22 protein-coding genes are annotated in these 26,044 nt (G+C 72.3%); 17 read left to right on the top strand and 5 right to left on the bottom strand.

The features are described from left to right. The first annotated feature begins 15 nt into the window (after window positions 1–15). Together BFF76_RS03010 and BFF76_RS03005 are read left to right on the top strand one after the other, a co-directional pair. Complete coding sequence (locus BFF76_RS03010; protein ID WP_031100315.1) at window positions 16–1,431, top strand: NAD(P)/FAD-dependent oxidoreductase; 1,416 nt, start codon at window positions 16–18, stop codon at window positions 1,429–1,431. Window positions 1,432–1,596: 165 nt separating this feature from the next. Further along, window positions 1,597–2,058, top strand: a complete 462-nt coding sequence (locus BFF76_RS03005; RefSeq protein ID WP_031100317.1) for a hypothetical protein — start codon at window positions 1,597–1,599, stop codon at window positions 2,056–2,058. A gap of 76 nt (window positions 2,059–2,134) precedes the next feature. Here the strand turns inward: BFF76_RS03005 and BFF76_RS34530 are convergent, their stop codons facing one another. Both BFF76_RS34530 and gabT read right to left on the bottom strand, forming a co-directional pair. Beyond that, window positions 2,135–2,932 (bottom strand): phosphatase PAP2 family protein, encoded by a 798-nt coding sequence (locus tag BFF76_RS34530; RefSeq protein ID WP_078958790.1) that lies wholly within the window; start codon window positions 2,930–2,932, stop codon window positions 2,135–2,137. A 149-nt stretch (window positions 2,933–3,081) separates the two neighbouring features. After that, entirely contained in the window at window positions 3,082–4,422 is a 1,341-nt protein-coding gene (gabT, locus tag BFF76_RS02995; RefSeq protein ID WP_053929036.1) for a 4-aminobutyrate--2-oxoglutarate transaminase, read from the bottom strand. A gap of 246 nt (window positions 4,423–4,668) precedes the next feature. Here gabT and BFF76_RS02990 point away from each other — a divergent pair, with 246 nt between their 5' ends. From BFF76_RS02990 to BFF76_RS02940, 11 genes are all read left to right on the top strand, one after another. Beyond that, window positions 4,669–7,038, top strand: coding sequence for a hypothetical protein (locus BFF76_RS02990; RefSeq protein WP_053929037.1), 2,370 nt, complete (start codon window positions 4,669–4,671; stop codon window positions 7,036–7,038). 120 nt (window positions 7,039–7,158) lie between these two features. Beyond that, window positions 7,159–8,733, top strand: a complete 1,575-nt coding sequence (locus BFF76_RS02985; protein WP_065847092.1) for a PucR family transcriptional regulator — start codon at window positions 7,159–7,161, stop codon at window positions 8,731–8,733. Window positions 8,734–8,889: 156 nt separating this feature from the next. Continuing rightward, window positions 8,890–10,335, top strand: a complete 1,446-nt coding sequence (locus tag BFF76_RS02980) for an aldehyde dehydrogenase family protein (protein WP_065847090.1) — start codon at window positions 8,890–8,892, stop codon at window positions 10,333–10,335. Between the two features lie 186 nt (window positions 10,336–10,521). Beyond that, window positions 10,522–12,468 (top strand): acyl-CoA dehydrogenase family protein, encoded by a 1,947-nt coding sequence (locus BFF76_RS02975; protein ID WP_031100331.1) that lies wholly within the window; start codon window positions 10,522–10,524, stop codon window positions 12,466–12,468. 78 nt (window positions 12,469–12,546) lie between these two features. After that, window positions 12,547–13,791, top strand: a complete 1,245-nt coding sequence (gene aroA, locus BFF76_RS02970) for a 3-phosphoshikimate 1-carboxyvinyltransferase (protein WP_031100333.1) — start codon at window positions 12,547–12,549, stop codon at window positions 13,789–13,791. A 153-nt stretch (window positions 13,792–13,944) separates the two neighbouring features. Further along, on the top strand, window positions 13,945–15,198 hold the full coding sequence (gene dxr, locus BFF76_RS02965; RefSeq protein ID WP_042837365.1) for a 1-deoxy-D-xylulose-5-phosphate reductoisomerase: 1,254 nt from the start codon (window positions 13,945–13,947) through the stop codon (window positions 15,196–15,198). After that, window positions 15,195–16,505 carry a M50 family metallopeptidase gene (locus tag BFF76_RS02960; RefSeq protein ID WP_031100337.1) on the top strand — a complete coding sequence of 437 codons (1,311 nt, stop codon included), beginning with the start codon at window positions 15,195–15,197 and terminating at the stop codon, window positions 16,503–16,505. Before dxr ends, BFF76_RS02960 begins: the two co-directional genes overlap by 4 nt. 180 nt (window positions 16,506–16,685) lie before the next feature. Beyond that, entirely contained in the window at window positions 16,686–17,843 is a 1,158-nt protein-coding gene (gene ispG, locus BFF76_RS02955; RefSeq protein ID WP_031100339.1) for a flavodoxin-dependent (E)-4-hydroxy-3-methylbut-2-enyl-diphosphate synthase, read from the top strand. A gap of 152 nt (window positions 17,844–17,995) precedes the next feature. Beyond that, a complete protein-coding gene (locus BFF76_RS02950) occupies window positions 17,996–18,841 on the top strand; it encodes a GNAT family N-acetyltransferase (RefSeq protein ID WP_031100341.1) in 846 nt (281 codons plus the stop codon). A gap of 29 nt (window positions 18,842–18,870) precedes the next feature. Beyond that, window positions 18,871–19,449, top strand: a complete 579-nt coding sequence (locus tag BFF76_RS02945; protein ID WP_031100342.1) for a GNAT family N-acetyltransferase — start codon at window positions 18,871–18,873, stop codon at window positions 19,447–19,449. A gap of 72 nt (window positions 19,450–19,521) precedes the next feature. Continuing rightward, entirely contained in the window at window positions 19,522–21,225 is a 1,704-nt protein-coding gene (locus BFF76_RS02940; protein ID WP_031100344.1) for a proline--tRNA ligase, read from the top strand. A gap of 61 nt (window positions 21,226–21,286) precedes the next feature. On the opposite strand, the gene BFF76_RS02935 is transcribed toward BFF76_RS02940, so the two are convergent. The 3 genes from BFF76_RS02935 to BFF76_RS02925 all read right to left on the bottom strand — a co-directional run bounded on the left by BFF76_RS02935 (window position 21,287) and on the right by BFF76_RS02925 (window position 23,281). Beyond that, a complete protein-coding gene (locus tag BFF76_RS02935; protein WP_065847088.1) occupies window positions 21,287–22,201 on the bottom strand; it encodes an aminoglycoside phosphotransferase family protein in 915 nt (304 codons plus the stop codon). Window positions 22,202–22,268: 67 nt separating this feature from the next. Beyond that, complete coding sequence (locus BFF76_RS02930) at window positions 22,269–22,763, bottom strand: ferritin-like domain-containing protein (protein ID WP_031100350.1); 495 nt, start codon at window positions 22,761–22,763, stop codon at window positions 22,269–22,271. Then, a complete protein-coding gene (locus BFF76_RS02925; RefSeq protein WP_065847086.1) occupies window positions 22,760–23,281 on the bottom strand; it encodes a hypothetical protein in 522 nt (173 codons plus the stop codon). Before BFF76_RS02925 ends, BFF76_RS02930 begins: the two co-directional genes overlap by 4 nt. A 171-nt stretch (window positions 23,282–23,452) precedes the next feature. Between BFF76_RS02925 and rimP the strand changes: the two genes are divergently transcribed. The 4 genes from rimP to BFF76_RS02910 form a co-directional block, all read left to right on the top strand. Next, on the top strand, window positions 23,453–23,950 hold the full coding sequence (gene rimP, locus BFF76_RS02920) for a ribosome maturation factor RimP (RefSeq protein WP_031100354.1): 498 nt from the start codon (window positions 23,453–23,455) through the stop codon (window positions 23,948–23,950). A gap of 2 nt (window positions 23,951–23,952) precedes the next feature. Then, entirely contained in the window at window positions 23,953–24,993 is a 1,041-nt protein-coding gene (gene nusA / locus BFF76_RS02915) for a transcription termination factor NusA (RefSeq protein ID WP_031100357.1), read from the top strand. Between the two features lie 151 nt (window positions 24,994–25,144). Beyond that, entirely contained in the window at window positions 25,145–25,423 is a 279-nt protein-coding gene (locus tag BFF76_RS30880) for a YlxR family protein (protein ID WP_078850801.1), read from the top strand. A gap of 148 nt (window positions 25,424–25,571) precedes the next feature. Then, on the top strand, window positions 25,572–26,044 hold a 473-nt coding region (locus BFF76_RS02910; protein WP_208604809.1), incomplete at its 3' end, for a translation initiation factor IF-2 N-terminal domain-containing protein.

Here is a 26,044-nt window from a genome sequence, read left to right as displayed (position 1 = left end):
AAGGAGTTGGAAACCATGGCCCCGGATGCCATGCGTACTGCCGCACATTCACTCTCCGGCGCACGGCCCCTGTCCTACTGGCTCGACGACCCGGGGAAGCCGGCGGCCCTTCCCGCGCTGACCGGCGACGAGCGGTGCGATCTCCTGGTCGTCGGCGGCGGTTACAGCGGCCTCTGGACCGCTCTGATCGCCAAGGAACGGGACCCCGGGCGCGACGTCGTCCTCATCGAGGGCCACGAGGTGGGCTGGGCCGCCTCGGGCCGCAACGGCGGTTTCTGTGCCGCCTCGCTGACCCACGGCCTGGCCAACGGGCTGGAACGCTGGCCGGACGAGATCGGGAAGCTGGAGGAGCTGGGCGCGCGGAACCTCGACGCCATCGAGACGGCCGTCGCCCGCTACTCCCTCGACTGCGACTTCGAGCGCACCGGCGAGATCGACGTCGCGACGCAGCCCCACCAGCTCGACGAGCTGCGGGAATGGCATCGCAGGACCCAGGAACTCGGCCTCGGGGGGATGGAGTTCCTCGACCGGGACCAGGTGCGCGCGGAAGTCGACTCACCGACATTCCTCGGCGGTCTGCTGGACCGCCGCGGCGTCGCCATGCTGCATCCTGCGAAGCTCGCCTGGGGGCTGAAGGAGGCATGCCTCGGCCTCGGCGTACGCATCCACGAGCACACCCCCGGCCTCGGACTCGCCCCGTCGGGCGCCGGCATGGCCGTGCGCACCCCGTACGGCAGGGTGTTCGCCCGTGACGTCGCTCTCGGCACGAACATCTTCCCGTCCCTGGTGCGGCGGGTGCGCCCGTACACGGTCCCGGTGTACGACTACGCGCTGATGACGGAGCCCCTCGACGCGGATCAGCTCGCCTCGGTCGGCTGGCGCAACCGCCAGGGTCTGGGTGACAGCGCGAATCAGTTCCACTACTTCCGGCTCTCCGCGGACAACCGGATCCTGTGGGGCGGATACGACGCGGTCTATCCGTACGGCGGCCGGCTGGATCCCTCGCTGGACCAGCGGCCGGAGACCTTCCTGAAGCTCGCCGGGCAGTTCTTCGAGTGCTTCCCCCAGCTGGCCGGTGTGCGTTTCAGCCATGCCTGGGGAGGCGCGATCGACACGTGTTCCCGCTTCTCCGCGTTCTTCGGCACGTCCCATCGCGGGCGGGTCGCGTACGCCGCCGGATACACCGGGCTGGGTGTCGGGGCCACGCGCTTCGGTGCCGAGGTGATGCTCGACCTGCTGTCGGGGCGGGAGACCGGGCGGACCGCTCTGCGGATGGTCCGCTCCAGGCCCGTGCCCTTCCCGCCCGAGCCCTTCGCCTGGGCGGGGATTGAGCTCACCAAGAGGTCCCTGGCGCGTGCGGACACCCACGGCGGACACCGCAATCTGTGGCTGCGGGCCATGGACCGGCTGGGTCTGGGCTTCGACAGCTGAACCGGGCGGGCGGCCGGGGCGCGGTCCGGCCGCCGGTCCCGGGTGATCCAGATCACTGCCGGCCGGTGGGGGGACCCGCGTCATGACCGGGCGCCATCCCTCTCTCTCCCGTGAACGCACCGGCAGGACCCTGCCGGTGCCCACGGGGAGACAGGGAGGCAGTCCATGACCGGCACGGGGGCGAAAGCCGCGGTCGCATGGCTCGCATCGGTGGCACCGGATCCGGGCAGGTGCCGGAGGGAGTGGGAGCGCAACCCGCACGGGATGGCGCTCCTGCCGGCCGGGAAGCGCTGGGACGTGCTGATCGTTCCCGGTGAGCTGGGCCATCCGACGCTCGATGTGCTCACCCGGCTCCTCGACAGTCCGGGTCCCGTCCTCGCGGACTTCGGAGACTCCCGGATGGGCTTCCTCGTGCCTCCGGGAACGGCGGCCCGCTGGAGCGGTACGGGTATCCGCGGCGTGGGGGAGGGGGCGTGGATCGTCGTCCCCCGGCCGGGCGCCGTCGTGGGCGGGGTGCGATGGCTGATCCCGCCGGACGGCTCGGGCACGCTCACCGACGCGGCCCTCCTGGAGCTCGCCCTGCACGAGGCCGCGGCCGCACGCGGCGTGCGCGGTGACGGGAGGTGAGGCGCCGCCGGAGGTCTGACGGCCGATCAACCGGGACCGCTTCGGCGACCGGGAGTTCTCGAAGAACGTTCGACGCCTACTCCGGCGGCTGACCGCTCCTCGTGCCGGCCCGCAGCGCGAGCAGCAGCACCCCGCTCAGGCACCAGGCGGCCACCACGTCCAGCGGCCAGTGGTAGCCGCGCAGCACCAGACCGGCGCTCGTCGCCGCCGTCAGCAGGACGGCGGCGACGAGCGTCACCCATGTCCGCCTCAGATGCCGGGCGAGCAGCAGGGCCGCGGCGCCGTACGCCACCATCGCCGTCGTCGTGTGACCCGAGGGGAAGTAGCCCGTCGCCTGTGTCAGCGGCCCCTGGCGGTCCGTCCACAGCTTGAGCGGTACGACGAGCGCCGGGACGGCGGCCATGGCCAGGACCGCGTACACCGCCGCGCGTCTGTCGTGCCGCAGCCAGGCGACGAGGACCGCGCACGCCAGTACGGGGACGGCGACCTGCATGTTGCCCAGATCGGCGAAGAGGTCCGCGAGCGGAGCCGGACCGCGTCCCGCCAGCTCCAGGCCGAGCCGTTCGTCGGGATCCAGCAGCGGGCCGTCGGCCAGCACCTGCCAGGTGATCACGAGGAAGAGCGCGAGCAGCGCTCCGGCCGTCGAAACGAGAAGAACCGGCCACCGGGGAACAGGGGGGATTGTTCCGAGGTGGCCGGTCGGACCGGTTTGCCGCGCGCCCCGGGGGGTGTGGGGCGGGCGGCCATCCGATCGGTGAGGAGTCCCGGAGCCCGAAGCTCCAGCGGTGTGCGCGATGGCACGGCCGGGACGGCGCTGGGGGAGCTCCGGCCCGGCATCGCCCGCAGTCCCCTGCGGGCGGGGTGTTTCTCTCATCTGGGAAAACCGTACGTCAGAGGGAGGAGGCGCCGGAAGTGGCAACGGTATCCCGCCATCGCCCCCGCACACCTTCTTCACACGCCCTCACCCGGGCGCCGTTCGGAGCCGTCGTGAACCCCGCCCGGCGCCCCGTTCGTTCGCACGCGTCATAGGCGCGCGAACGCCTGCTCGATGATGTCGAGGCCCTCGTTCAGCAGGTCCTCGCCGATGACGAGCGGCGGCAGGAAGCGCAGGACGTTGCCGTAGGTGCCGCAGGTCAGCACGAGCAGCCCCTCGCCGTGGCAGGTCTTGGCCAGCGCCCCCGCGGCGGCCGCGTCGGGCTCCTTCGTGCCCGCCTTCACCAGCTCGATCGCGATCATCGCGCCGCGGCCGCGGATGTCCCCGATGATGTCGCCGTTCGGGAGCTTCGACCGCATCTCGGCGAGCCGGCCCTTCATGACCTCCTCGATGCGCTTGGCCCTGCCGTTCAGGTCCAGCTCGCGCATCGTCTCGATGGCACCGAGCGCACCCGCGCAGGCCACCGGGTTGCCCCCGTACGTGCCGCCCAGGCCACCGGCGTGCGCGGCGTCCATGATCTCGGCGCGGCCGGTCACCGCGGAGAGCGGGAGGCCGCCCGCGATGCCCTTGGCCGTGGTGATGAGGTCGGGCACGATGCCCTCGTCCTCGCAGGCGAACCACTGGCCGGTGCGGCAGAAGCCGGACTGGATCTCGTCCGCGACGAAGACGATGCCGTTGTCCTTCGCGAACTGCGCGATCGCCGGCAGGAAGCCCTTGGCGGGCTCGATGAAACCGCCCTCGCCGAGGACCGGCTCGATGATGATCGCGGCGACGTTGTCCGCGCCGATCTGCTTGGTGATCTCGTCGATGGCCTGCGCGGACGCCTCGGCACCGGCGTTCTCCGCGCCGGTCGGCCAGCGGTAGCCGTACGCCACGGGCACGCGGTAGACCTCGGGCGCGAACGGACCGAAGCCCTGCTTGTACGGCATGTTCTTCGCCGTCAGCGCCATCGTGAGGTTGGTCCGGCCGTGGTAGCCGTGGTCGAAGACCACGACCGCGGTGCGCTTCGTGTAGGCGCGGGCGATCTTCACCGCGTTCTCGACGGCCTCGGCGCCCGAGTTGAACAGGGCCGACTTCTTGGCGTGGTCGCCCGGCGTCAGCTCGGCGAGCTGCTCACAGACCTCGACGTACCCCTCGTACGGCGTGACCATGAAACAGGTGTGGGTGAAGTCGGCGAGCTGGGCCGACGCGCGGCGCACGACCGCCTCGGCGGAGGCGCCCACCGACGTCACGGCGATACCGGAACCGAAGTCGATCAGCCGGTTGCCGTCCACGTCCTCGATGATTCCGCCGCCCGCACGGGCGGTGAAGACCGGCAGCGTGGAACCCACGCCCGCGGCGACCGCCGCGACGCGGCGGGCCTGCAGCTCCACCGACTTCGGGCCGGGAATGGCGGTGACGACGCGGCGCTCCTGCGGGATGTCGGACATGCGGGGCTCCTGGGGGTGTTTCGGACGCTTCTCTTTCTGCAGGCTAGGGGCGGGTGCGGGCAGCGGTCATGCTCCGATCGGGAGTGGTGGGGGCGTGTCCTTGTCCGCGGCGGACAGGTGCCCCGGCGGGGCCGCCCGGCGACGCCCGGGCCGGGTCATACGGCCGCATGGCTGAACTCCCGGTGTCCGGGCACTAGATTGGCCGGTGCAGAGGGCGGGACGTGGCTGGTCAGGGGGCAGCGGTTCATGGACACCGAAGGCACGTACGACGCACGGGGCACGGGCGCGGACCGGGTGCCCCGGCCGGCCGGGCCACCGCCCGCCGCGCCACCGCCTCCCGCGTACGCCCCGGACCCCCGGCGGCCACCTGCGGGCGACGCCGGTGTCGGGGAATGGCTGCGCACCCCGCGCCCCGTGCGGGAACCGGGCGTGTGGCGCTACGGGCACACCCCGCGCCCGCCCGAGAAGCCCGAGGGGGTGTCCGACCGCTCACTGCTGGTCGGCGTGCTCATCTCCGTACTCAGCGGGCTGCTCCTGTGGTCCCTCTGGCGCAACGGGTACATCCCCTACCGGCTGGTCCCGCTGAAGCTCTTCACCCCGGGCGACTGGTGGTACGCGGGCACGTTCGGCGGGCCCCGGACGATCGAGGGCGCCGACGCCCTCACGGTCTACGAGGCCGTCCTCTTCGGGCTCCTCGTCTACGGCTGCGGGCGGCTGGGCAACTGGTCCGAGATCTTCCGGCGCCATGTGGCGGGCCGGGGGCAGCCCTTCCTCGCGCTGGCCACCGCCGCCGCAGGTGCCCTGGCCGAGTTCCTCGTGTGGAAGGACGCCGTGCCGGTGGTCCGGCCGGTGCTGATCCTCGTCGCGGCCGTCGCCGGCGGCGAGATCTACCAGAGCCAGGCCGTCGTCAACGTGCTCTACACACTGATCGCCGTCGCGGTGCTCTGGCCGTTCGCCCGCCTCGGCCACTGGCGCGCGCTGCTCGCCACCCGGCTCGGCAAGGGCGCCGCCACGGAGCCCCGGGTCCCTGCCGGGCCGCCGGCTGCTCCCACCCCCGACCAGTGGCCGGAGCTCCGCGCGGCCGGCCTGACCGACGCGGCCGACGCCCTCACCGCCGAGGTGCGCACCGGCCGCATGAACGACGTCGACGTGGCGCGGCTGCGCCACGCCTGGACCGTGGGCACCGGGCACCCCGAGCGGCTCGCCGCGCTCACCGAGGCCGTCCTGCGCGCCGGCGGCGCCGCCGCGCTCCACCCCTCGGGCGCCCGGGACCTGCCGCGCCGCACCGCCCGGCACGATCTGCTCACCGGCCAGGTCCGCCTCGGCGGCTGCGCCGACGACCCGCGCAACCCGTACGCCCGACGTGGCTCGGGCATCGCCATGGAACCCGCGCTGCTGGGCACCTCGCTGCTGGCGGTCGGCCCGCCGGGCGCGGGCAAGACCGCCCGGCTGGTGCGGCCCGTCGTCGAGTCGCTCGCCCTGCAGGCTCTCGCGGGCCGGGCCGCGGTGCTGGCCGTCGGCGGCGCCGGAGGCGAGCTCGGCCCGGACGACGCCTTCGACGTCGTGGTGCGGATCGGCGACCCGGCCTCCGTGCACGACTTCGACCTCTACGGCGGCACGACCGACCCCGACGAGGCGGCGAGCGTCCTCGCGGAGGGCCTGGCCGGCGATGTGACCCACCTGGACAGCAGGCGTGCCGCCACCGTGCTCGCCCAGCTGCTCGGCCCCTACCGCGCCGTCCACGGGCACTTCCCCGGGGTGCCCGAGCTCCGCGAGCTCCTCGACGGCGACCTGGCCGCGACCGGCGCGCTGCGGGAGGCACTCGGGGCGGGCGGCCACCACGCCATGCTGCGCGAGCTGGAGGCCCGCACCCGGCAGAAGGGCGGCGCCGGAGACCCCGGGCCGGTGCTCGCCGACCGGATCGCACTGCTCGACCGGCCCGCCTTCGCACCGTTCTTCGCCACCGGGGAGGACGCCCGGCCCTTCTCGCTGCGTTCCCTCGAACACCTGCCGCTCCGGGTCAGGATCGACCTTCCCGAGCGGGCACACGCCGAGGCGTCGCGGCTGCTCACCCGGCTCGTCCTCGCCCAGTTCACCGCGATCGCCGCCGCCCGCACCGACCGGTCGCTCTTCGCCTGCCTGGTCCTCGACGACGCCACGCACACCGTCACCCCTGAGACCGTCCGGGGCATCCGGCGGCTGCGGTCCGTCAACGCGGGCGCGCTCCTCACGCTGCGCACCGTCGACGACGTACCCGAGGGGCTGCACACCGCGCTGCTCGGCGCCGTCGGCTGCTGCATGGTCTTCAGCGGGGTCACCACCTGGGACGGCAAGCGTTTCGCCGAGGTCTGGGGCAAGGAGTGGGTGGAGACCCGCGAGGTCGCCCAGCACGCGGTCTTCGCGGACCAGCCGTTCACCCGTGCCCTGCACGGGCTGCGCAAACTCGTCACCGGCAAGGCGGTGACCAGGGACGCCGTGACCGTGCGGCGGGTCGAACGGGAGCGCTGGTCCGCTTCGGAGCTGGCGTACCAGCTGCCCGCGGGCCATGCGGTCCTGTCGCTGACGACGGTGGACGGCGAGCACGCGCCCCCGCTGCTGGTCGAGCTGGGCGGCTGAGCGGGAGGTTACGGGGACCCTGCCGCCCTGGCAGAATCGAAACCGGTCGTCTGTACGGGGCGGCGCATTCGAGCCGTCCGCACGGACGGTGCCCTCGACTCCCGGAGGTCCGGCGGTCCCATGCCTCCCACCCTCGCCTCGCTCGTCCAGCACTCGGCGCTCAAGCTCACCGTCCGGGCGGGCGCCGACCGGCTCGGTACGCCCGTGCGCTGGGCGCATGCCAGCGAGCTCGCCGACCCGGTCCCGTACATGGACGGCGGTGAGCTGCTCCTCGTCACCGCGACCAACCTCGACGCCCGGGACCCGGAGACGATGCGCCGGTACGTACAGCGGCTGGCCGGCGCCGGTGTCGCGGGGCTCGGCTTCGCGGTGGGAGTGACGTACGACGAGATCCCGCCGGCACTCGTGGACGCCGCCGAGGAGGCGGGGCTGCCGCTCCTGGAGGTGCCCCGGCGCACACCGTTCCTCGCCATCAGCAAGGCGGTGTCCGCGGCGATCGCCGCGGACCAGTACCGGTCGGTCACGGCCGGCTTCGAGGCCCAGCGGGAGCTGACACGCGCCGCCGTCGCAGGCGACGGCCCCGGGGCGCTGCTCACCCGCCTCGCCGCGCACGTCGACGGATGGGCCGCGCTGTACGACACCTCGGGTGCCGTCGTCGCCGCCGCGCCCGGCTGGGCCGCGCGCCGCGCCGCCCGGCTCACCCCCGAGGTGGAGCGGCTGCGCGACCGCCCCGCCCCGGCGAGCGCGGTCGTCGGTGACAGCGACAGCGACGACCGGGTCGAGCTCCAGTCCCTGGGCGCCGGGCGCCGGAACAGGGGTGCGCTGGCCGTCGGCACCGGGGCGGCGCTCGGCACGGCGGAGCGCTACGCGGTGCACTCCGCGGTCGCCCTGCTGACCCTGACCACGGCCCGCTCCCGCGCGCTCCAGGGCGCGGAGCAGCGACTGGGCGCCGCGGTACTGCGCATGCTGCTGGCCGGTGAGTCCGACCACGCCAGGGCCGTCGCCGGCGACCTGTACGGCGGGCTGCTCGACGCCCCCTTCCGGCTGCTGATCGCCGAGGCGCCGGAGCCCTCCGGGAAGGAACTGCTCGCCGAGGCGATGGAGGCCGCCGCCTCGCGGTCCGGCGAGCCCCTGCTGACGGTGCCCGAGAGCGAACGCCTCGTGGTGCTGGCCGTGGACGGGGGCGCGGCCGTCGAGGCCTGCGCGGCCCATGCCAGGGCCGCTGACGGAAAGCCGGTGCGCGAGGGCGCCGACGACGCCGGCGTGGTCGTCGGCATGTCCGCGCCCTCCGGCCCCATCGCCGTCTCCGCCGCCTACAAGCAGGCCGAGCAGGCGCTCTCGGTCGCCCGCCGCCGGGGCAGGACCCTGGTCGAGCACGAGGAGCTCGCGGCCGGCTCCGTCCTGCCGCTCCTCGCCGACGACGCCGTACGGGCCTTCGCCGACGGGATGCTCCGGCCGCTCCACGAACACGACGCGAAGGGCCGGGGCGATCTGGTCGCCTCCCTGCGCGCCTGGCTCTCCCGGCACGGCCAGTGGGACGCGGCCGCCGCCGACCTGGGCGTCCACCGCCACACCCTGCGTTACCGGATGCGCCGGGTGGAGGAGATCCTCGGTCGCTCACTGGACGATCCGGACGTCCGGATGGACCTGTGGCTGGCCCTGAAGACGACGGCCGCGTCCTCCGGGGCGCAGTAGCCCGGTCCGGCTGCGACAAACCGGAGTATCCGTCCCGCGCTCCACTCCACGGCGGACAAGCCTCATTCGTACCGGGTCGCCCTACGGTGGGGCCGAAGGGTGCCCGCGTGGCGCCCGGCGATCGTCGTACACCACCCCCGAAGGGCCGGAACCGCCATGACTTCCACCCACGCCTTCTGGCTGGCCGGCCGCCAGGCCACCGGCGAGGACAGCTTCGACGTCACCAACTCCTGGGACGGACGCCTCGTCGGCACGGTGTCCGTGCCCACCGACGCCCAGGTCGAGGAGGCCGTCGCCGCCGCGTACGCGGTGCGCGAGGAGTTCGCCGCGACCCCGGCGCACGTACGGGCCGCCGCGCTCGACCACGTCGTACGCCGCCTCACGGAGCGCACCGAGGAGATCGCCCAGCTGATCTCCGCCGAGAACGGCAAGCCCGTCAAGTGGGCCCGCGGCGAGGTCGGCCGGGCCGTCTCCGTCTTCCGGTTCGCCGCCGAGGAGGCCCGCCGTTTCAACGGCGGCGACGCCCAGCGGCTGGACACGGACGCCGGCGGCACCGGCCGTCTCGGACTCACCCGGCGCTTCCCGCGCGGCCCCGTCCTCGGCATCGCGCCCTTCAACTTCCCGCTCAACCTCAGCGCCCACAAGGTCGCCCCGGCCATCGCCGTCGGTGCGCCGATCATCCTGAAGCCCGCGCCGGCCACCCCGATCTCGTCGCTGATCCTGGGCGAGCTGCTGGCCGAGACGGACCTGCCCGCCGGGTCCTGGTCCGTGCTGACGGTGCCCAACGACAAGATGCCCGCCCTGGTCCAGGACGAGCGGCTGCCGGTGATCTCCTTCACCGGGTCCGGTCCGGTCGGCTACTCGATCATGGAGTCGGTGCCGCGCAAGCACTGCACCCTCGAGCTCGGCGGCAACGGCGCCGCGGTCGTGCTCGGTGACTGGGCCTCCGAGGAGGACCTGGACTGGGCCGCGACCCGCATCGCGACGTTCTCCAACTACCAGGGCGGCCAGTCCTGCATCTCGGTGCAGCGGGTCATCGCCGACGCCGCCGTCCACGACCGGCTCGTCCCGAAGATCGTCGCGGCCGTCGAGGCCCTGGTGACCGGTGACCCCTCCGACGCGGCCACCGACGTCGGCCCGCTCGTCAGCGAGGACGCCGCCCGCCGCGTCGAGTCCTGGGTCGACGAGGCCGTCACCGCGGGCGCCACGCTGCTGACCGGCGGCAAGCGCGACGGCGCCACCTACGCCCCGACGGTCCTCGCCGACCTCCCCGACACCACGACGATCGCCTGCGAAGAGGTCTTCGGCCCGGTCCTGTACATCCGGAAGACGGACGGCGAGGCAGAGGCCTTCGCCGCCGTCAACGACTCCAAGTACGGACTGCAGGCCGGCGTCTTCACCCACGACCTGCAGACCGCCTTCCGCGCCCACCGCGCCCTGGAGGTGGGCGGCGTGGTCATCGGCGACGTGCCCTCCTACCGCGCCGACCAGATGCCGTACGGCGGCGCCAAGCAGTCCGGAGTGGGCCGCGAGGGCGTGCGTTACGCCATGGACGACTACACCTACGAGCGGGTGCTGGTCCTCACTGGCCTGGCCCTGTAGTCCGGACACCGCGACGGACCGGCCGGAGCCCGCAGTGCGGGGGCTCCGGCCGCTTCCGTGTGCGGCCTGAGGCCTGCCGCAGAGGTGGTGGGGGTGACGCGGATCGGGTAGATACGTGACGAGTGGTACCGATCGGCACGCGTACGGCCCGACCCCTACCCCGACTCGCGGCGAGGTGAGCTCCTCATGTCCGCCCCATCCGACATTCCCCAGGCCCCCAAAGTCACCGAGCGCGAAGCGCGGCAGGTGGCCGAGGCCGCCCGTGAACAGGACTGGCGCAAGCCGAGTTTCGCCAAGGAACTCTTCCTCGGACGCTTGCGGCTGGACCTGATCCACCCCCATCCCCAGCCCGCCCCGGACGACGTACGGCGCGGCGAGGCCTTCCTCGCCCGGCTGCGCGACTTCTGCGAGGCCCACGTCGACGGCGCCCTCATCGAGCGCGAGGCCAGGATCCCCGACGAGGTGATCAACGGCCTCAAGGAGCTCGGCGCCCTCGGCATGAAGATCGAGACCAAGTACGGCGGTCTGGGCCTGACCCAGGTCTACTACAACAAGGCTCTCGCACTGGCCGGTTCGGCGAACCCCTCGATCGGCGCGCTGCTCTCCGCCCACCAGTCCATCGGCGTACCGCAGCCGCTGAAGATGTTCGGCACCCAGGAGCAGAAGGACGCCTTCCTGCCCCGCCTCGCGCGGACGGACATCTCGGCCTTCCTCCTCACCGAACCCGACGTCGGCTCCGACCCGGCACGGCTCGCGACCTCGGCCGTGCCCGACGGCGACGACTACGTCCTGGACGGAGTGAAGCTCTGGACGACCAACGGGGTCGTCGCCGACCTGCTCGTGGTCATGGCCCGGGTCCCCGAGTCCGAGGGCCACAAGGGCGGCATCACCGCCTTCGTCGTCGAGGCCGGCTCCCCGGGCATCACCGTGGAGCACCGCAACGCCTTCATGGGCCTGCGCGGCATCGAGAACGGCGTCACCCGCTTCCACGAGGTCCGCGTGCCCGCGGCCAACCGGATCGGCCCGGAGGGCGCCGGACTCAAGATCGCCCTCACCACGCTCAACACCGGCCGCCTCTCGCTGCCCGCCATGTGCGTCGGCGTCGGCAAGTGGTCCCTGAAGATCGCCCGCGAGTGGTCGGCGGTCCGTGAGCAGTGGGGCAGGCCGGTGGCCCGGCACGAGGCGGTCGGCGCCAAGATCTCCTTCATCGCCGCCACCACCTTCGCCCTCGAAGCGGTCGTGGACCTCTCCTCGCAGATGGCCGACGAGAGCCGCAACGACATCCGCATCGAGGCCGCGCTCGCCAAGCTGTACGGCTCCGAGATGGGCTGGCTGATCTCCGACGAACTCGTCCAGATCCGCGGCGGACGCGGCTTCGAGACCGCCGCCTCGCTCGCGGCACGCGGTGAACGCGCCGTCCCCGCCGAGCAGATGCTCCGCGACATGCGGATCAACCGGATCTTCGAGGGCTCCACGGAGATCATGCACCTGCTGATCGCCCGCGAGGCCGTCGACGCCCACCTCAAGGTCGCCGGCGACATCATCGACCCCGACAAGCCGCTCTCCGACAAGGCGAAGGCGGGCGCCAACGCCGCCGGGTTCTACGCGCGCTGGCTCCCCAGGCTGGTCAGCGGCCCCGGTCAGCTGCCCAACGCCTACGGCGAGTTCCGCGTTCCCGGGCACCCCGACCTCTCCGCGCACCTGCGGTACGTCGAGCGCTCGTCCCGCAAGCTCGCCCGCTCCACCTTCTACGCGATGTCCCGCTGGCAGGGCCGCATGGAGACCAAGCAGGGCTTCCTGGGCCGGATCGTCGACATCGGCGCCGAACTCTTCGCGATGAGCGCCGCCTGCGTCCGGGCGGAGCACCTGCGGGCCGACGACGACCACGGCCGCGAGGCCTACCAGCTCGCCGACGTGTTCTGCCGGCAGGCCCGTATCCGGGTGGAGGAGCTCTTCAACCGGCTCTGGTCCAACACCGACGACATCGACAGGCGCGTCGTCGACGGTGTCCTCTCCGGGACCTACACCTGGCTGGAGGAGGGGGTCATCGACCCCAGCGGCGACGGCCCCTGGATCGCAGACGCCACCCCCGGCCCGGCCATCGGGGAGAACGTCCACCGCCCCATCCGCTGAACCCGGCACCCCGCGGGGCGCGTCCACTGCCTGGACGCGCCCCGCGGTCACGCCTCCCACCGGGCAAAATGGACTCCCGTGACCGTCATCGACATCCCCGGCTCCAAGTCCGTCACCGCCCGCGCCCTGTTCCTGGCCGCCGCGGCGGACGGCACCACCACCCTCCTGCGCCCCCTGCACTCGGACGACACCGAGGGGTTCACCGAGGGGCTGACCCGCCTCGGGTACGGGGTCGGCCGCGAGCCGGACCGGTGGCACATCGAGGGACGCCCCTCGGGGCCCGCCGTCGCGCAGGCCGAGGTCCACTGCCGCGACGGGGCCACCACCGCGCGCTTCCTGCCGACGCTCGCCGCCGCCGCGGCCTCCGGCACGTACCGCTTCGACGCCTCCGCGCAGATGCGCCGCCGCCCCCTCGCACCCCTCACCGAGGCCCTGCGCGCCCTCGGTGTGGACCTGCGGCACGAAGGAGCGGAGGGCCACCACCCGCTCACCGTCGAGGCGTCCGGCGTCAAGGGCGGCGAACTGACCCTCGACGCGGGGGAGTCGTCCCAGTACCTCACCGCGCTGCTCATGCTCGGCCCGCTCACCGCCGAGGGCCTCCGGATCGACGTCACGGAGCTGGTCTCGGCGCCGTACATCGGGATCACCCTCGCGATGATGCGCAGCTTCGGCGTCGACGTCGTCCGGGAGGGGAACACGTTCACCGTCCCTCCCGGCGGCTACCGCGCCACCACCTACGCCATCGAGCCCGACGCGTCCACCGCGAGCTACTTCTTCGCCGCCGCGGCACTGACCGGCCGTGAGGTCACCGTCCCCGGCCTCGGCACGGGCGCGCTCCAGGGCGACCTGCGCTTCACCGAGGTGCTGCGCCGCATGGGCGCCGACGTCGTCACGTCCGCGGAGTCCACGACCGTGCGGTCCTCCGGCCGGCTCTCCGGTCTGACGGTCAACATGCGCGACATCTCCGACACGATGCCGACCCTCGCGGCGATCGCGCCGTACGCCACGTCGCCGGTACGCATCGAGGACGTCGCCAACACCCGGGTCAAGGAGTGCGACCGGCTGGAGGCCTGCGCCCAGAACCTGAGGAACATGGGGATCACCGTGCACACCGGCCCCGACTGGATCGAGATCCACCCCGGTACCCCGCGCCCCACCGAGATCGTCACCCACGGCGACCACCGCATAGTGATGTCGTTCGCCGTCGCTGGACTGCGCACGCCCGGCATGAGTTACGACGACCCCGGCTGCGTACGGAAGACCTTCCCCGGGTTCCACGAGGAGTTCGCCGAGTTCGCGGCGAGGAGCACCGGCCGGAAATGACGGTGCGCTCCGGCGCGGGCGGCACCACGGTCTCCGCATGACGTCCCGGAACGATGTCCGGGTGGAGGAAATCCCGTACCGGGCAGGACCGGGGCAGGCGCCGACGGGGGAGTGCTGTCAACTCGCACAGCGGATGCGGCAACAATGGGGGCCATGAGCGACAGCCCCGCACCCCTCGCCGACCCGCATCTCGTCTTCGACGCGGCGGAAGGCCGCCGCGATCTGGTGATCCTCGGCTCCACCGGTTCCATCGGCACGCAGGCCATCGACCTGGTCCTTCGCAACCCCGGCCGTTTCCGCGTCACCGCGCTCTCCGCCGCGGGCGGCAGGGTCCGCCTCCTCGCCGAGCAGGCGCGGCAGCTTCGCGTACGTACGGTCGCGGTCGCGGACGGGGACAAACTGCAGGCGCTCCGCGAGGCCCTGGGTGAGGTCTACGGGGCGGGGGAGCCGCTCCCGGAGATCCTGGCGGGCCCCGACGCCGCCTCGGAGCTGGCGGCGAGCGACTGCCACACCGTGCTGAACGGGATCACCGGCTCCATCGGCCTCGCCCCGACGCTCGCCGCGCTGGAGGCGGGCCGCACGCTCGCCCTGGCGAACAAGGAGTCGCTGATCGTCGGCGGCCCGCTGGTGAAGGCGCTGGCGGCCCCCGGACAGATCATCCCGGTCGACTCCGAGCACGCCGCGCTCTTCCAGGCGCTCGCCGCCGGCAAGCGCGCCGACGTCCGCAAGCTCGTCGTGACCGCGTCCGGCGGGCCGTTCCGCGGACGTACGCGCGCCGAGCTGGCCGACGTGACCCGCGAGCAGGCCCTGGCGCACCCGACCTGGGCCATGGGCCCGGTCATCACGGTCAACTCCGCGACGCTGGTCAACAAGGGCCTCGAGGTCATCGAGGCGCATCTGCTCTACGACATCCCGTTCGACCGGATCGAGGTCGTGGTCCACCCCCAGTCGTACGTTCACTCGATGGTGGAGTTCACCGACGGCTCCACCCTCGCCCAGGCCACCCCGCCCGACATGAGGGGCCCCATCGCCATCGGTCTCGGCTGGCCCGAGCGGGTCCCGGACGCGGCCCCCGCCTTCGACTGGACGAAGGCCTCCAGCTGGGAGTTCTTCCCGCTCGACACCGAGGCGTTCCCGTCCGTCGGGCTCGCCCGGCACGTCGGCACCCTGGGCGGCACCGCACCCGCGGTGTTCAACGCGGCCAACGAGGAGTGCGTGGACGCTTTCCTGGCGGGACGGCTGCCCTTCAACGGAATCATGGATACGGTCACAGCTGTGGTGGCCGAACACGGCACCCCCGCCACGGGAACTTCGCTGACGGTCGCGGACGTCCTCGAAGCGGAGACCTGGGCCCGGTCCAGGGCCCGCGAACTCTCGGCGGAAGCGACAGCGGAGGCGCACGCATGAGCATGACGACGATCCTGATGACGATCCTGGGGATCGCCATCTTCGCCGTGGGTCTGCTGTTCTCGATCGCCTGGCACGAGCTGGGCCACCTGTCGACGGCCAAGCTCTTCGGTATCCGGGTGCCGCAGTACATGGTCGGCTTCGGCCCGACGATCTGGTCGCGCAGGAAGGGCGACACCGAGTACGGCATCAAGGCCATCCCGGCCGGCGGCTACATCCGCATGATCGGCATGTTCCCCCCGGGCCCGGACGGCCGGCTGGAGGCGCGCTCCACCTCCCCCTGGCGCGGGATGATCGAGGACGCCAGGTCCGCCGCCTTCGAGGAGCTCCAGCCGGGCGACGAGTCGCGCCTCTTCTACACGCGCAAGCCGTGGAAGCGCGTGATCGTGATGTTCGCCGGTCCCTTCATGAACCTGGTCCTGGCCGTCGCGATCTTCATGGGCGTCGCGATGACCTTCGGTTTCCAGACGCAGACCACCGAGGTGGCGGGCGTCCAGCAGTGCGTGATCGCCCAGAGCGAGAACCGCGACACCTGCAAGGCGTCCGACCCGGTCTCGCCGGCGAAGGCCGCGGGCCTGAAGGAGGGCGACACGATCGTCGCCTTCGACGGACAGAGGATCGACGACTGGGCCACCCTCTCGGACAGGATCCGCCGGACCATCGGCCCGGCCACCATCACCGTGCAGCGCGACGGGCAGGAGCAGACCCTGAACGCCGTACTGGAGAAGAACGCCGTAGCCAAGAAGGACGCGGACGGCCAGGTCGTCCCCGACCAGTACGTCACCGCCGGCTACCTCGGCTTCGCCGCCAGCACGGAGATCCTGCCGCTGTCCTTCGGCGACTCGGTGGTCCGCATGGGCGACATGATCGAGAACGGCGTCGATTCGATCATCGCCCTGCCCACCAAGATCCCCGACCTGTGGAACGCGGCCTTCAGCGACGGCGAGCGTGCCGACGACTCCCCGGTCGGTGTGGTCGGTGCGGCCCGGATCGGCGGCGAGGTCATGAACCTCGACATCCCGGCCCAGAACCAGGTCGCGATGATGCTGTTCCTGCTGGCCGGGTTCAACCTCTCGCTGTTCCTGTTCAACATGCTGCCCCTGCTCCCGCTGGACGGCGGGCACATCGCGGGCGCGCTCTGGGAGGCCCTGCGCCGCAACGTGGCCAAGGTCTTCAGGCGGCCCGACCCCGGCCCGTTCGACGTGGCGAAGCTCATGCCCGTCGCCTACGTGGTCGCGGGGATCTTCATCTGCTTCACGCTGCTGGTGCTGGTCGCCGACATCGTGAATCCGGTGAAGATCTCCTGACCTCCACCCGTCCGGTGGAGGGCGGCCGGCCGCACAGGTGGTGCTCCGGCCGCCCGCCCCGGGCGGTTCGACGGCCGGGGTGCGCCCCGATCGCCGCCGGTGCCGTAACCTCGAAGCCCGGAGCCCGCCGTTCTCGGGACCACGATCCACACTGATCCACACCTTGGGGATGCTCAGCGCATGACTGCGATTTCTCTCGGAATGCCGGACGTTCCGACCAAGCTCGCCGACCGGCGGGTCAGCCGCCAGATCCAGGTCGGGACGGTGGCGGTCGGTGGGGACGCACCGGTGTCGGTGCAGTCGATGACGACGACGCGTACGTCGGACATCGGTGCGACGCTGCAGCAGATCGCGGAGCTGACGGCCTCGGGCTGCCAGATCGTGCGGGTCGCGTGTCCGACGCAGGACGACGCGGACGCGCTCGCGACCATCGCGAGGAAGTCGCAGATCCCGGTGATCGCCGACATCCACTTCCAGCCGAAGTACGTGTTCGCGGCGATCGACGCGGGCTGCGCGGCGGTCCGGGTGAACCCGGGCAACATCAAGCAGTTCGACGACAAGGTCCGGGAGATCGCCAAGGCGGCCGGGGACGCGGGCACCCCGATCCGCATCGGCGTGAACGCCGGCTCGCTGGACGCGCGACTGCTGAAGAAGTACGGCAAGGCGACGCCCGAGGCCCTCGTGGAGTCGGCGCTGTGGGAGGCGTCGCTGTTCGAGGAGCACGGCTTCCGCGACATCAAGATCTCGGTCAAGCACAACGACCCGGTCGTCATGGTGAACGCCTACCGTCAGCTGGCGGCACAGAGCGACTACCCGCTGCACCTCGGGGTGACGGAGGCCGGCCCGGCGTTCCAGGGGACGATCAAGTCCGCGGTGGCGTTCGGCGCGCTGCTCTCGGAGGGCATCGGGGACACGATCCGGGTGTCGCTGTCCGCTCCTCCGGCCGAGGAGGTCAAGGTCGGGCTCCAGATCCTCGAGGCGCTGAACCTCAAGCAGAGGCGGCTGGAGATCGTGTCGTGCCCGTCGTGCGGGCGCGCCCAGGTGGACGTGTACAAGCTCGCGGACCAGGTCAGCGCGGGCCTGGAGGGCATGGAGGTCCCGCTGCGCGTCGCGGTCATGGGCTGCGTCGTGAACGGCCCGGGTGAGGCCCGCGAGGCCGACCTGGGTGTGGCGTCCGGCAACGGCAAGGGCCAGATCTTCGTGAAGGGCGAGGTCATCAAGACCGTCCCGGAGTCGAAGATCGTGGAGACCCTCATCGAGGAAGCCATGAAGATCGCCGAGCAGATGGAGAAGGACGGCATCGCCTCCGGCGAGCCCCAGGTCTCCATCGCCGGCTGACCCCACCCCGACGCCTCCCGCTGTGCCCCGCAGGCCCCGCCCTGCGGGGCACAGACGCGTTCGCGGGCCTTGGGCCCTCCCGCGCGGAGCGGCACCCGACAGCCTTCTTGGGTACAGTGCGGACATCAAGTAGACCGTTTGGTGAGGCCCCAGTGTTGACGCAGACCACTACCCGGGTCCTCGACCCCGGCGAACTCCCCGCCGCGCTCGCCATCCTCGAGAGCGAACCCGTGGACAACGCGTTCGTCACCTCACGCGTCCAGGTCGCCGGACTCGATCCCTGGCGCCTCGGCGGCGAGATGTGGGGCTGGTACGCCGACGGCCGGCTGCGCTCGCTCTGCTACTCCGGGGCCAACCTCGTGCCCATCTGCGCCACCCCCGAGGCCGTCAGGGCCTTCGCCGACCGCGCCCGGCGCGCCGGCCGCCGCTGCTCCTCGATCGTCGGCCCCGCAGGCCCCACGGCCCAGCTGTGGCGCCTCCTCGAACCGAGCTGGGGCCCCGCCCGCGAGGTCCGGCCCAACCAGCCGCTGATGGTGACCGAGCGCACCTCGGCCGAGGTGGCGCCCGATCCCCTCGTGCGCAGGGTCCGCAAGGAGGAGATCGACGTCCTCATGCCGGCCTGCGTGGCCATGTTCACCGAGGAGGTCGGCATCTCCCCGCTGGCCGGCGACGGCGGGCTCCTCTACCAGGCACGGGTCGCCGAACTGATCACCAGCCGCCGGTCCTTCGCGCGCATAGAGGACGGCAGGGTCCTCTTCAAGGCGGAGATCGGGGCGGCCACCACCCGCGCCTGCCAGATCCAGGGCGTGTGGGTCGCCCCCGAAGTCCGGGGCCGGGGACTCTCCGAGACGGGCATGGCCGCCGTCCTGCGCTACGCGCTCAGCGACGTGGCACCGGTCGTCAGCCTGTATGTGAACGACTACAACACCGCCGCACGCAGGGCCTACAGCCGCGTCGGCTTCCGTGAGACGGGCGCGTTCATGAGCGTGCTGTTCTGACCGGACGGCCCGGCCAGTAGGGTTCCCGCATGGCTGCAGCAACGCCCACGTCCCCCTGGGGCTCCGGGACCCCCGACATCGTGGTCGGACCGCTCGACCTCGCCGCCCGCGTCGACGAGGCCCTCGCCGTGCAGGCCCTCGCCTTCGGTCTCGGCCAGGACGAGATCGACGTACGCCGCCATATCGTGCTCCGGCACCTCGACCACCCGCAGGCCCGCGCGCTCGGCGCCACCGCCGCGGACGGGCGGCTCGTCGGATTCGTCTACGGCCTGCCGAACGACCGGGCGCACTGGTGGTCCACCGTCGTCGAGCCGTATCTGCGCGCCACGGGATCCGACGACTGGCTCGACGGCTCGTTCGTGATCACCGAGCTGCACGTCCACCCCGACTTCCAGCAGCGCGGCATCGGCCGCAGCCTGATCACCACCATCACGGACGCCGTCGGCCTGCCCCGCTCGATCCTCTCCGCGATCGACACCGAGAGCCCGGCCCGCGGCCTCTACCGCGCCCTGGGCTACCGGGACCTCGCCCGCCAGGTGCTCTTCCCGAGCGCACCCAAGCCGTACGCGGTGATGGGCGCGGCCCTTCCGCTGCGCCGGCCGGTCTGAGGAATCGATTTCCGCCCGCGCGGGCCCCCCGGCTAACCTCGGGCTCACCACCCTTCCGAGCAGGAGTTCACCATGGCCCAGGTCCAGCGCATGTCCCGATTGATGATCAAGACACTGCGCGACGACCCGGCGGACGCCGAGACGCTCAACCACAAGCTCCTCGTCCGCGCCGGTTACGTCCGCCGCACCGCGGCCGGCATCTGGTCGTGGCTGCCGCTCGGCAAGAAGGTCCTGGAGAACATCACCCGCGTCGTCCGCGAGGAGATGGACGCCATCGGCGGCCAGGAGGTCCTGCTCCCCGCGCTGCTCCCCAAGGAGGCGTACGAGGCGAGCGGCCGTTACGACGAGTACGGCGACCTGCTGTTCCGGCTCAAGGACCGGAAGGGCGCCGACTACCTCCTGGGCCCCACCCACGAGGAGATCTTCACCCAGGTCGTCAAGGACATGTGCTCGTCCTACAAGGACCTGCCCGTGATCCTCTACCAGATCCAGACGAAGTACCGCGACGAGGCCCGTCCCCGCGCCGGTGTGCTGCGCGGCCGCGAGTTCCAGATGAAGGACTCGTACTCCTTCGACACCACCGACGAGGGCCTGGCCGAGGCGTACCAGCTGCACCGCGCCGCGTACATCCGGATCTTCGAGCGCCTCGGTCTCGACCACCGCATCGTCTCCGCCGTCTCCGGCGCCATGGGCGGCTCGGCCTCCGAGGAGTTCCTCGCCCCCGCGCCCGCCGGCGAGGACACCTTCGTCGACTGCCCGAACTGCGACTACGCCGCCAACACCGAGGCGGTGACCTTCAAGGTCACGGCCGTCGCGGACGCCTCCGCGGTCGCCCCCGTCGAGGAGGTGGACACCCCCGACACCCCGACCATCGAGTCCCTCGCCGCCCACCTCGGCGTCCACGCCTCGGCCACCCTGAAGAACCTGCTGGTCAAGGTCGACGGCGAGATCGTAGCCGTGGGCGTGCCCGGCGACCGCGAGGTCGACCTCGGCAAGCTCGGCGAGCACCTCGCCCCCGCCGTCGTCGAGCTCGTCACCGCCGAGGACTTCGTGGGCCGCCCCGACCTGGTGCGCGGCTACGTAGGCCCGCAGGGCCTGGAGAAGGTCCGTTACATCGCCGACCCCCGTGTCGCCGCGGGCACCGCATGGATCACGGGCGCCAACAAGGAGGGCGTGCACGCGAAGAACGTCGTCGCGGGCCGTGACTTCGAGGTCGACGACTACCTCGACGTCGTCGTCGTCGAGGCCGGGGACCCCTGCCCCAACTGCGGCGCCGGCCTCCAGGTGGACCGCGCCATCGAGATCGGGCACATCTTCCAGCTCGGCCGCAAGTACGCCGACATCTTCTCCCTCGACGTCCTGGGCCAGCAGGGCAAGCCGGTCCGCGTCACGATGGGCTCGTACGGCATCGGCGTCTCCCGCGCGGTGGCGGCCCTCGCCGAGCAGACCGCCGACGACAAGGGTCTGTGCTGGCCCCGCGAGATCGCCCCGGCCGACGTGCACGTGGTCGCCGCGGGCAAGGCGCTCCAGACCGAACTGGCCCTCGACGTCTCCGAGAAGCTGAACGCGGCGGGGCTGCGCGTCCTGGTCGACGACCGCGCGGGCGTCTCGCCCGGCGTGAAGTTCACCGACTCCGAGCTCATCGGCGTCCCGAAGATCCTGGTCGCCGGACGCCGCTCGGCCGAAGGTGTCCTGGAGCTGAAGGACCGCCGCACGGGCGAGCGCGAGGAGCTCACCGTCGACGAGGCGATCGCCCGCCTGACCGACCAGGGCTGATCCCTTCCGGACACCGGCAGAGGGCCCCCGCGCACCGCGCGGGGGCCCTCTGCCGGTGTGCCTACAGCCAGCCCGCGAACTCCAGCGAGAGTTCGCCGTCCTGGGTGCGCCCCGCCGTCAGCGCGCGCGTCCCGGACTCGACCGCCCGGAACAGCGTCCAGCCGCGCAGCCGCGCCTGGTCGACGTCCAGCGAGTCGGCGAGCTTCTTGACCCGCCGGCGTGCCGTCGCGGCCCCTCCGGGTGAGGCGATCAGGTCCTCTACCCGGTCACGCACCAGCCGCGCCAGGTCGTACGCCCGCTCACCGGTCAGCGGCTCGGGGCCGACCGCCAGCCACGGTGCGCGCTCACCCGACAGGACCTTGCTCTGCCGGAAGTTGCCGTGCAGCAGGAAGAGTTCGGGGGAATCCCGGACCAGCTCCTCGCGCGCCGCGAGAGCGGCCGAGACGAGCGGTTCGAGCTCGGGGCCCCGCGCCGCGGCGGCCCGCATGCCCTCCACCTGTCGGGCGGTGCGCTCCGCGACGGTCTCGAAGGCGTGGCCGGCCGGCGGGTCGACCCACAGCCGCCGCATCGTGCCGGCGGCCTCCAGCAGCGCCTTCGCCTCGGGAAGGGAGCGCAGGGACACCTCGTGGTGCAGCCGTTCCAGCAGGACGGCCTCGCCGGGCACTACGCCCTCCGCAGCGGTCAGGAGCTCGACGGTGCCCCAGCCGTTCCAGTGTGCCAGCGCCGCCCGCTCGAGCGCGGGAGCGGCCCCGGAAGGCGCGATCTTCAGCACGGCGGGCGTGCCGTCCTCCCGGCGGACCAGGAGGACGAGGCTGCTGCGCCCGCCGGGGGCACACACCCGGTCGAGGGAGACCGAGTGCGCGGACAGCGCCTCGTCGGTGAGTGCGGGGAGCCGCCCGAGCCAGTCGGCCGCGGCCGTGTCCCCGTACGTCTCGCCGAGCGCTCGCACCAGACGCTGCGGCGGTTCGAAACCCATACGTGCCTTGTTCCCTTCCGGAGCGTGGTCAGCTGCGGCGTGGTCGGCCGCAGCTGCGCTCGGTTGCTCAGCGTGTGACGCCGGTGGCCCCTGCCTCCGCCGTGTTGTCCGGCGGGGCGGCCCTCTCGGTGAGCCCAGGAAAGGCTACGCCGGTGCCGCGCCAGCGCACCGCACGCACCGCCGCCTCCCTGAGCGCGCCCGCGGCATCCTGCCGCAGCGTCCCCCCGGCGGCCCGTACGAGATCGGAGTACACCCCCGCGACCCGGTCCTCCAGCACGGCGGCGAGCCGCATCGCGGTTGCCGGATCGCGCACGGCGAAGGGCAGAGCGTACGCCGCGTGCGCCGCCACCGGCGTACCGCCCAGGTCGCGAACCGTCCGTGCGAGCGTGTCGCGACGGGCCCGGTGGGCGTCGCAGGCAGCCGTCGCGTCCCTGCGGCGGTCCCCTTCCAGCCGGCCGCCCAGCACCCCGTACCCGTACACGGCGGCGTGCGCGGCGCGGAGTGCGGCCTGTGCTGCGCGCAGCGTTCCGTCCGCGTCGTCCGTTCCGGCCTCCAGTGTCATGCCGAGGTCTCCTTGGCCAGTTCGGTCAGCAGATACGCGTGGGCGGCGCCGGCCGCGGCGACCGAGGCCAGCAGCCTGGCCAGTTCCGGTTCGGCGGTCAGCAGGGCCGTGGCGCGGCGGTCCGCCAGCCGGCGCTCCTCGGCCGCGAGGTCCCTCAGGGCCGCCCGCGCCTCGGTGGGGGCAGCGGGCGGGGACGGTGCGGGGGAGCCGCTCGGGGCCTTCGCCGGGACGCCCAGCGCCGTCAGGTGCTCCCGCACCGAGGCGGTCAGTGGCGCGAGCCCGGCCTCCGTCACCGGGTGGGCGGCGGCGACCTGTTCGTAGCGGGAGAGCAGTGAGGCACTGTCACGGGCGGCCGAGGCCCGCAGTGCCTCCGCCCGGACCGAAGCGGACCGGGCGTCAGTACCCCCGGGGGTAGTTCGCGGCTCCGGCCCGCCCCCGCAGCCTGTGAGCACCGCACCCAGGGCGAATGCTCCCGTAGCGGTGAGCGCACCCCTGCGCGTCGTCCCCGTGCGGTGCACTTGTCTCCTTCAGCCTGGTTTTTGACAGTTTTTGACCTGAAGTGATCACCGGAAGTGAGCGTACCCGCGGCCGGCCGGGAGGCGGACGGCAACACCCCTGCGGACCGGATACCCTTTGACCTGACACGCGACGATCCCCACAACAGCACACGCGGCCGAGGAGTCACCCGGATGAGCACCACCCAGAGCGACAGGCTGCGCGAATTGCTGGAGCCGCTCGTCGGAGCCAAGGAGCTGGACCTCGAGGAGATCGAGCTGTCCAGAGCGGGCCGCCGCCGGGTGCTGAGGGTCATCGTGGATTCCGAGGACGGCGTGGAGCTCGACACCTGTGCCGAGCTGAGCCGCACGATCTCCGAGACGCTCGACGAGACCGACGTGATGGGCGACGACGAGTACGTCCTCGAAGTGAGCTCTCCGGGCGCCGACCGCCCGTTGACCGAGCACCGCCACTACGTACGCGCCATCGGCCGGCTGGCCAAGCTGAACCTGGCCGACGGCGGCGAACTGGTGGCCCGCGTCCTCGCCGTCGACGACGAGGGTCTCGATCTCGAAGTGCCGGGCGTCAAGGGCCGCAAGCCCACGGCGCGCCGTGTCGCCTTCGAGGAGATCGCCAGGGCGCGCGTGGAGATCGAATTCAACCGCAAGGACAAGAAGGAAGAGGAGGCGTAGCCGTGGACATCGATGTGAAGCTTCTGAAGGGCTTGGCGCAGGACAAGGAGATCCCCTTCGACGTGCTCGTCGGGGCGATCGAGTCGGCCCTCCTCATCGCGTACCACCGCACCGAGGGCAGCCACCGCCGTGCGCGCGTCGAGCTGGACGCCGCCGGCCACGTCACCGTGTGGGCGAAGGATGACCCGGCCGAGCTCGAGGAGGGCCAGGAGGCCAAGGAGTTCGACGACACGCCCTCCGGCTTCGGCCGTATCGCCGCGACGACCGCCAAGCAGGTCATCCTGCAGCGGCTGCGCGACGCCGAGGACGACAGGACGTTCGGGGAGTACGCGGGCCACGAGGGCGACGTCGTCACCGGCCTCGTCCAGCAGGGCAAGGACCCGAAGAACGTCCTGGTCGACATCGGCAAGATGGAAGCGATCCTGCCCGTGCAGGAGCAGGTGCCGGGCGAGGAGTACACCCACGGCCTGCGGCTGCGCACGTACGTCGTGCGGGTGGCCAAGGGTGTGCGCGGTCCGTCCGTGACCCTCTCACGCACCCACCCGAACCTGGTGAAGAAGCTCTTCGCCCTGGAGGTCCCGGAGATCGCGGACGGGTCGGTCGTCATCGAGGCCATCGCCCGCGAGGCCGGTCACCGCACCAAGATCGCCGTGCGGTCCACCCGGGCCGGCCTGAACCCGAAGGGCGCCTGCATCGGCCCGATGGGCAGCCGTGTGCGCAACGTCATGGCCGAGCTGCACGGCGAGAAGATCGACATCGTGGACTGGTCGGACGACCCCGCGGAGATGGTCGCCAACGCGCTGTCACCCGCGCGGGTGAGCGAGGTCGAGGTCGTGGACCTCGGCACGCGCTCCGCCCGGGTGACCGTGCCCGACTACCAGCTGTCGCTGGCGATCGGCAAGGAGGGGCAGAACGCCCGCCTGGCCGCCCGGCTCACGGGCTGGCGCATCGACATCCGCCCGGACACCGAGACCGAGGCCGAGCGCGACGTCGCCGACCGCGAGCGCGCCGAGCGCGCCCGGGAGCGTTCCCAGCGCGGCTGACCGACCACGCCCTGCCCCCGGAGCCGTCCCAGGGCGGATCCGGAGACAGGGCGAAGGAATAGATCGAGGCGCTGTGCCGCTGAGATCACGACAACATCCGTTCGATTCTTGCCCCAAAGGGGTGAGGTCGATGCGGGGAGGTAGACTTAGCGTGTCTGGCCGGACGCACGCCCGCGTTTGCCCCGAGCGAACCTGTGTGGGATGCCGGGAGCGAGCGGCCAAGAGCGAGCTGTTGCGCATCGTGGTGGACGAGGGAGAAGTCGTCCCTGATCCACGCGGTACGCTGCCCGGCCGGGGTGCGTATGTGCACCCGGCCTCTGTCTGTCTCGACCTGGCGGTTCGCCGCCGGGCATTCCCCCGGGCCTTCAAGGCCAAGGGGCCGTTCGACTCCGCGGCACTGCAGCGGTTCGTCGAGCGGGTGACACCGTAGGAAAGTGAACGGCACGGGTCCCCGTGCGGTCAGGTACCTCGCGAGTTGGAAGTAGGTCGAGATTGCGATGAGCACTCGATGAGTACGCGATGAGTACGCCCATGAAGTAGCGACGGTCCGGCGGTAACCCGGACCTAAAAGGAGCGAAGTGGCTAAGGTCCGGGTATACGAGCTCGCCAAGGAGTTCGGCGTAGAGAGCAAGGTCGTCATGGCCAAGCTCCAAGAACTCGGTGAATTCGTCCGTTCGGCGTCCTCGACGATCGAGGCGCCGGTTGTACGCAAATTGACTGACGCACTGCAGGGTCCCGGCGGCAACGCCGGCAAGTCCGCAGCAAAGCCTGGCGCGCCCCGCAAGGCCGCCCCCTCGAAGCCCGCTGCGCCGTCTCCGGCCGGCGCGGCACGTCCCGCTGCGCCGAAGCCCGGCGCCCCGGCCCCCAAGCCGGCCGCCGCGGAGACCCCGGCGAGCAGCACCCCCTCGGCGCCCTCCGCGCCGTCGGCGGGCCCGCGTCCGGGCCCCAAGCCCGCGCCGAAGCCGGCCCCGGTGACTCCGGTCCCCGCCGCCGAGTTCTCGGCTCCGGCTCCGGCCCAGCCGGCCGCGCCCCAGCAGCCCCAGGCCCCGCG

The sequence above is a fragment of the Streptomyces mutomycini genome (assembly GCF_001700505.1).
GTDB lineage: Bacteria > Actinomycetota > Actinomycetes > Streptomycetales > Streptomycetaceae > Streptomyces > Streptomyces mutomycini.
Note: the sequence above shows the minus strand (reverse complement) of the source record. Positions and strands in the feature narration are given on the sequence as shown.

What these genes read in the sequence shown, in the direction of transcription:
- BFF76_RS02975 (WP_031100331.1), top strand. Translation starts at nt 10,522, where the DNA reads ATGTCCGCCCCATCCGACATTCCCCAGGCCCCCAAAGTCACCGAGCGC.
- BFF76_RS02960 (WP_031100337.1), top strand. Translation starts at nt 15,195, where the DNA reads ATGAGCATGACGACGATCCTGATGACGATCCTGGGGATCGCCATCTTC.
- dxr (WP_042837365.1), top strand. Translation starts at nt 13,945, where the DNA reads ATGAGCGACAGCCCCGCACCCCTCGCCGACCCGCATCTCGTCTTCGAC.
- BFF76_RS03005 (WP_031100317.1), top strand. Translation starts at nt 1,597, where the DNA reads ATGACCGGCACGGGGGCGAAAGCCGCGGTCGCATGGCTCGCATCGGTG.
- BFF76_RS03010 (WP_031100315.1), top strand. Translation starts at nt 16, where the DNA reads ATGGCCCCGGATGCCATGCGTACTGCCGCACATTCACTCTCCGGCGCA.
- BFF76_RS34530 (WP_078958790.1), bottom strand. Translation starts at nt 2,932, where the DNA reads ATGAGAGAAACACCCCGCCCGCAGGGGACTGCGGGCGATGCCGGGCCG.
- BFF76_RS02980 (WP_065847090.1), top strand. Translation starts at nt 8,890, where the DNA reads ATGACTTCCACCCACGCCTTCTGGCTGGCCGGCCGCCAGGCCACCGGC.
- BFF76_RS02930 (WP_031100350.1), bottom strand. Translation starts at nt 22,763, where the DNA reads ATGACACTGGAGGCCGGAACGGACGACGCGGACGGAACGCTGCGCGCA.
- BFF76_RS02935 (WP_065847088.1), bottom strand. Translation starts at nt 22,201, where the DNA reads ATGGGTTTCGAACCGCCGCAGCGTCTGGTGCGAGCGCTCGGCGAGACG.
- rimP (WP_031100354.1), top strand. Translation starts at nt 23,453, where the DNA reads ATGAGCACCACCCAGAGCGACAGGCTGCGCGAATTGCTGGAGCCGCTC.
- ispG (WP_031100339.1), top strand. Translation starts at nt 16,686, where the DNA reads ATGACTGCGATTTCTCTCGGAATGCCGGACGTTCCGACCAAGCTCGCC.
- BFF76_RS02990 (WP_053929037.1), top strand. Translation starts at nt 4,669, where the DNA reads ATGGACACCGAAGGCACGTACGACGCACGGGGCACGGGCGCGGACCGG.
- BFF76_RS02985 (WP_065847092.1), top strand. Translation starts at nt 7,159, where the DNA reads ATGCCTCCCACCCTCGCCTCGCTCGTCCAGCACTCGGCGCTCAAGCTC.
- BFF76_RS02945 (WP_031100342.1), top strand. Translation starts at nt 18,871, where the DNA reads ATGGCTGCAGCAACGCCCACGTCCCCCTGGGGCTCCGGGACCCCCGAC.
- gabT (WP_053929036.1), bottom strand. Translation starts at nt 4,422, where the DNA reads ATGTCCGACATCCCGCAGGAGCGCCGCGTCGTCACCGCCATTCCCGGC.
- BFF76_RS02940 (WP_031100344.1), top strand. Translation starts at nt 19,522, where the DNA reads ATGGCCCAGGTCCAGCGCATGTCCCGATTGATGATCAAGACACTGCGC.